The organism is Skermanella sp., assembly GCF_059503625.1.
Genome location: NZ_JCACHA010001115.1, coordinates 1 through 5,377, shown reverse-complemented (window position 1 = coordinate 5,377; position 5,377 = coordinate 1). Strand labels below are relative to the sequence as shown.

At 63.5% G+C, this 5,377-nt stretch carries 5 protein-coding genes; all 5 read left to right on the top strand.

Features of this window, described 5'->3' with window-relative positions; translation table 11 throughout:
• Window positions 1-39: 39 nt before the first annotated feature.
• Window positions 40-483 carry an anti-virulence regulator CigR family protein gene (locus AC5JJ6_RS39955; protein ID WP_496047375.1) on the top strand — a complete coding sequence of 148 codons (444 nt, stop codon included), beginning with the start codon at window positions 40-42 and terminating at the stop codon, window positions 481-483.
• Between the two features lie 162 nt (window positions 484-645).
• Window positions 646-981, top strand: coding sequence for a hypothetical protein (locus tag AC5JJ6_RS39950; protein WP_496047374.1), 336 nt, complete (start codon window positions 646-648; stop codon window positions 979-981).
• A 69-nt stretch (window positions 982-1,050) separates the two neighbouring features.
• Complete coding sequence (locus AC5JJ6_RS39945; RefSeq protein ID WP_496047373.1) at window positions 1,051-2,784, top strand: dihydroxy-acid dehydratase; 1,734 nt, start codon at window positions 1,051-1,053, stop codon at window positions 2,782-2,784.
• A 30-nt stretch (window positions 2,785-2,814) separates the two neighbouring features.
• The gene (locus AC5JJ6_RS39940) at window positions 2,815-3,531 is read left to right on the top strand and encodes a haloacid dehalogenase type II (protein WP_496047372.1); all 717 of its coding nucleotides are present in this window, start codon (window positions 2,815-2,817) and stop codon (window positions 3,529-3,531) included.
• A 279-nt stretch (window positions 3,532-3,810) separates the two neighbouring features.
• Window positions 3,811-5,377, top strand: a 1,567-nt coding sequence (locus AC5JJ6_RS39935) for a calcium-binding protein (RefSeq protein ID WP_496047371.1), incomplete at its 3' end; no start/stop codon positions are given.

The following is a 5,377-nucleotide window of genomic DNA, read 5'->3' as shown; positions in this document are numbered from 1 at the left end:
ACAACCCCACCAATCCATAGAAGAGGCTTGAGACGCATTATGGTGCAGCAATCTCTGATCCTATCCGCCGTTCCCGGTCCGGCCCATGCGGAAAAGGGCGGCGGCAAGCCGGAGTGGGCGGGCGAAAAAGGCGGGCATGGGAAACATGACAAGGGCGGTCACGATGTGCCGGGCCAGCGTGGCATCGATCCCCGCAGCGTGCTGGCTGCCGGGGCGACGGCAGCGCTGGTATCGGCACTGCTCGGCGGACAGACGCAGCAGCTGAACGTCGGAGCGAAGCCGCTGCCCCCTGGTATCCAGAAGAAACTGGCCCGAGGAAAGCCGCTGCCTCCCGGGATCGCGAAGCAGAGGGTTCCCCAGCCGCTCTCGCTGAGGCTGCCGCCGGTCGATGGCCATGACTGGATACGGATAGGCACCGAACTCGTCCTGGTCGGCATTGCGACCAGCGTGGTATCGCAGGTGATACACAACGTCTTCAACTGACGACGTTTTCTTCCGACCGTCATTTCTTGAACGGCATTTTTTGATCGCCGTTGAGCGGCGCCATACCGGGGTGGCGCAATCCGGCCTCGCGTCCTGAACTGATCGTTTCTCAGCCGCTCCAAAATAGGGTTACCATGCCCGAAGCCGCAACAGGAGCGACGCATGACCGACATGGAAGTCGAAAGTCCGGATACCCAGGACCCGGAGGGACTGGCGGAGAAGATAGCCGAAGACCGCGGACGGGGTCCGTCGGAGGTCCGCATCCTCGGCCTGCTGGCGGCCCATGCCGATCAGTTCCTGGGGGTGCGGGAAGACCCGGAAGATCCGGCGGGGTTCGTCTACGCCTGGGCCGGCGTAGTGCTGACGGACCACGGCAAGCGGCTGATGAACCATCTGCCGGAAAGCCTCGGCAGCCTGATGATCAACTACGAGAGCGGCCGCTGGCAGGTCCAGGAAGCCGGGGAAATCGTGGCCGAGGGGTTTGTACCGTTCACCTGATCCGCCCCAAAGGCTATGCTGCCGCCCTGCGACGGCATGACGGCACGGCCGCAAGGGAGGACCAGGGCGATGAACGAAGAAGAAGAAAAGAACAAGGGGCTCGGCTTCAGCCGGGGCCTCACCAATTACGGCGACCGGGGTTTCAGCCTTTATCTCAGGCGGTCCTTCGCGAGTTCCATGGGTTACAGCCGCGAGATGCTGGACCGGCCCATCGTGGGCATCGCCCATTCGGCCAGCGGCTTCAACAACTGCCACCGCCATTTCCCGGAACTGATCGAGGCGGTGAAACGCGGCGTTCTGGCCGCCGGCGCCCTGCCGGTCGAATTCCCGACGATCTCGCTGGGCGAGGTCTTCCTTAGCCCGACCAGCCTCAAGTTCCGAAATCTCATGTCGATGGACGTCGAGGAGATGATCCGCGCCCAGCCGATGGACTCGGTCGTGCTGCTCGGCGGCTGCGACAAGACGGTGCCGGCCCAGCTGATGGGGGCGGCCTCGGCGGACATCCCGGCGATCCAGCTCGTCGGCGGCTCGATGTCGACCAGCCGCCACCGGGGCGAGCGCCTGGGCGCCTGCACCGACTGCCGCCGCTTCTGGGCGCGCTACCGCGCGGGCGGCGTCGACGACGAGGAGATCGATTCGGTGGAGCGCCGGCTGGCGAGCACCGCCGGTTCCTGTGCCGTGATGGGCACGGCGAGCACGATGGCGTCGCTGGCGGAAGCGCTCGGCATGATGCCGGCGGGATCGGCCGCGATCCCGGCGGTGGATGCCGACAGGCTGCGCATGGCGGAGGAAACCGGGCGGATCGCCGTGTCGCTGATCGGCTCCGACCGCCGTCCCAGCCGGATCATGACGGCGGAAGCCGTCGAGAACGCGGTCCGCGTCCTGCTGGCCCTGGGCGGCTCGACCAACGCGATCATTCACCTCGCGGCGATAGCGGGACGTCTGGGTCTTTCGGTCGATCTCGACCGGATGAACGAGCTGAGCGAGACGACGCCGGTCCTGGTCGATCTGAAGCCGACCGGCGCCGGCTATATGGAGGATCTGCATGCGGCCGGCGGCATCCCGGCGGTCCTGCGGGAGCTGCGCCCCCTCCTCCACCTGGACTGCGTCACGGTAACGGGGGAGACCATCGGCGAGCGCATCGATGCCGCCCATCCCTGGGTGGACCGGGAGATCATCCATCCGGTCGAGAACCCGGTCCGCGAAACCGGCGGGCTGGTGGCGCTGTTCGGCAATCTGGCTCCCAAGGGCTCGATCCTGAAGCGCGCCGCCGCCGACCCCGCCCTGTTCGAGCGCGAGGGACGCGCGGTCGTCTTCTCCTCCCTCGAGGATCTGGCGGCCCGGATCGACGATCCGGACCTGGACGTCGATGCCGACGACTTCCTCGTCCTCCAGAACGCCGGCCCGGTCAGCGAGGCGGCCATGCCGGAGGCCGGCTACCTGCCGATCCCGTCAAAGCTGGCCCGTGCCGGCGTCAAGGACATGGTGCGGATCTCGGACGCCCGGATGAGCGGCACCGCCTACGGCACCATCGTCCTGCACGTGACGCCGGACGCCGCGTCCGGCGGCCCGCTGGCCCTCGTCCGCAACGGCGACCGCATCCGCCTCAGCGTCGCCGGACGCCGGCTCGAGCTGCTGGTGGACGACGCCGAACTCGAGCGCCGCCGCACCGCCCTCATCGTGCCCAAGCGACCTCCGTCACGCGGCTACCAGCGCCTCTACGACGAGCAGATCCTGCAAGCCGACGAAGGCTGCGACTTCGCCTTCCTGCGCTCCCTCGACCGAAGTTGCGACGGAAGCTGAGGTGTTTACCGTCCGGAACCGACCAGGGCCATGCCGGTTGAGGTGACACCTTGTAACAATGCATTCGGTGTGTTCATGCCTTCGTCTCCGTCTGTCGTCGCCTTCGATATCATCGAAACTGTCTTTTCGCTTGAGCCGTTGCGCGCGGACCTGACTGCTCTCGGACTGCCGCCAAGCACATTGGAGCTGTGGTTCGCCGAGAGTTTGCGTGACGCTTTCGCATTGGCTGCGGTCGGCGACTTTCAACCTTTCCGGGACGTTCAGGATGCCGTGCTGGAGCAGGTTCTGGCCCAACATGGCCGAACCGCCACTGCGGCACAAAGATCGGACGTTCTTGACGGAATGAAGCGGTTGTCACCTCATCCTGACGCCCAGGATTCCTTCGACACCCTGACGAAGGCCGGGATCCGCATCTGCGCCCTCAGCAATGGGGCGGTGGCGTCCACCACCGCCCTGCTGGAACAAGCAGGGCTGCGAAGTCAGGTGGAACTCGTCATTTCGGTCGAAGATGTCGGCTTGTCGAAACCCCGGAAGGAGGTTTATGCCTACGCGGCGCGGCAGATGAAAGTCGAGCCTGGTGAACTGGCGCTGATCGCCTGCCACCCCTGGGACATCCATGGAGCCAAGGCCGCCGGACTGGCTGCCGGCTATGTCAGCCGTGGCAGACCCTTTCCCCCTTTCATGCGGGCACCCGACGTCAGCGGAGAAACCCTCTCCGAAACAGCCGGAATGTTCGCCGCCGTTTGAGGCGAGCCGGTAGAAGACCGCACTGTATCTCCACGGCGCGAAGGCAAGATCCGAAGCAGCGCAACAGACCGCCCATGCCCTCGGGTTAGCAGTAGTTTGCCAAGGATATCAAAGTAAAAATTAAGAAACTGCCCATGTCTGAAACAAAATTTGGATACTCGTAACGTTTAATGATGTTTTTACCACGCCGGTAGAGTCTTTCACCCGGACCTATCGCTGTCGTTTTATTGGAAAAGTACAATGAGTATATCAAAATCATTCACGGCACTCTCGGCGATGATGGGCGATATCCTGATCGGAACTGGCAGACGTGACACGCTTGACGGCGATGCCGGTAACGACATCCTTATCGGACGCGGTGGTAACGACACGCTCCTCGGTGGTTCGGGTAACGACTCGCTGGATGGCGGAACCGGATATGACGATCTCGATGGAGGTTCGGGCGACGATACCCTCATGGGCGGCAGCGGAAACGATACCCTAGGCGGCGGCGAGGGCGATGACAGCCTGATTGGCGAGAGCGGAAACGACTATCTCGACGGCGGCTCTGGAGATGACGTTCTCATGGGCGGCGCATCGGACGACCAATTGGCGGGAGGCGCCGGAGCCGACCTGCTGCTCGGGGGCGATGGGATCGACACCGCCACCTATGACGCCTCTCCAGCCGGGGTCCGAATCGATCTCCGCAGCGCTGACGAACAGCGGAGTGGCGATGCGAAGGGGGACACCCTGACCGGGATCGAGAACGTCACCGGCTCCGAGCATGACGATCTGATAATCGGCAATGACGGCGACAACATCCTGACCGGTCTCGGCGGCGCCGATGCCATCCGAGGTGGCGCCGGGAACGATACCGTTTATGCGAGTTCATGGAAGAACCTGGATTGGGTTCCCGAGCATCTGGACGGCGGAACCGGCACGGACCTTGTAAGCCTCAGCTATGGCGGCTCTTCGGAAAACATCGATCTCGACATCGCGAAGGGCCTCCTGCCGTTTGGCGGGACCGCTGCGAATTTCGAGATCGTTTCGGTTACGACGGGGACCGGCAACGATTTCGTCCGCGGAGGCGACGGCGACGCTTTGGGATCTGACGGCTACAAGGGCGACAGCATCCAGACCGGACGGGGTGACGACACGATTTTCGCCGGCGGCGGCAACGACAGCGTCGACGGTGGAAACGGCAACGATATCATCCACGGCGGCGATGGCGACGATATCCTCGGCTCCACATCCGGCTTTGACAGCGATACGATCTACGGCGACGCCGGCAACGATTACATATATACGCAATCCGGCCGCTCGACCGTCGATGCGGGCAGTGGAAACGATACGGTCGAAACCGCCTCCGGATCGACCGTGCATGGTGGCGACGGCATCGACCTTCTCATCGTCGGTAGCGGTTTCTTTGCAACTCAATTCGATCTCGCAGCCGGCACGACCTCAATGGATTTCGTCTTCTCCGGGTTCGAGAGAATCAAGCTCGATGGCGGCTATGGCGACGACCGATTCAACGGTGGCAATCTTGACGACCAGATCTGGGGCGGATGGGGTAACGATGTCATCTATGGGCGCGGCGGTGACGATGGCCTTGAAGGCGGATACGGCAACGACTGGATCAGTGGCGGTGATGGAGACGACACGATCGGCGGCGGTTATCAGAACGACACCCTTTTCGGAGGACGTGGCAATGACAGGATCGATAGCGGCTACCAGGACGACAAGATAGACGGTGGAGATGGTGACGACGACCTCCAGGGATGGTACGGCAACGACACCATCCTCGGAGGCAGCGGCGACGATGTGATCAAAGGCGATTATGGCAACGACATCATGGAAGGAGGCAAGG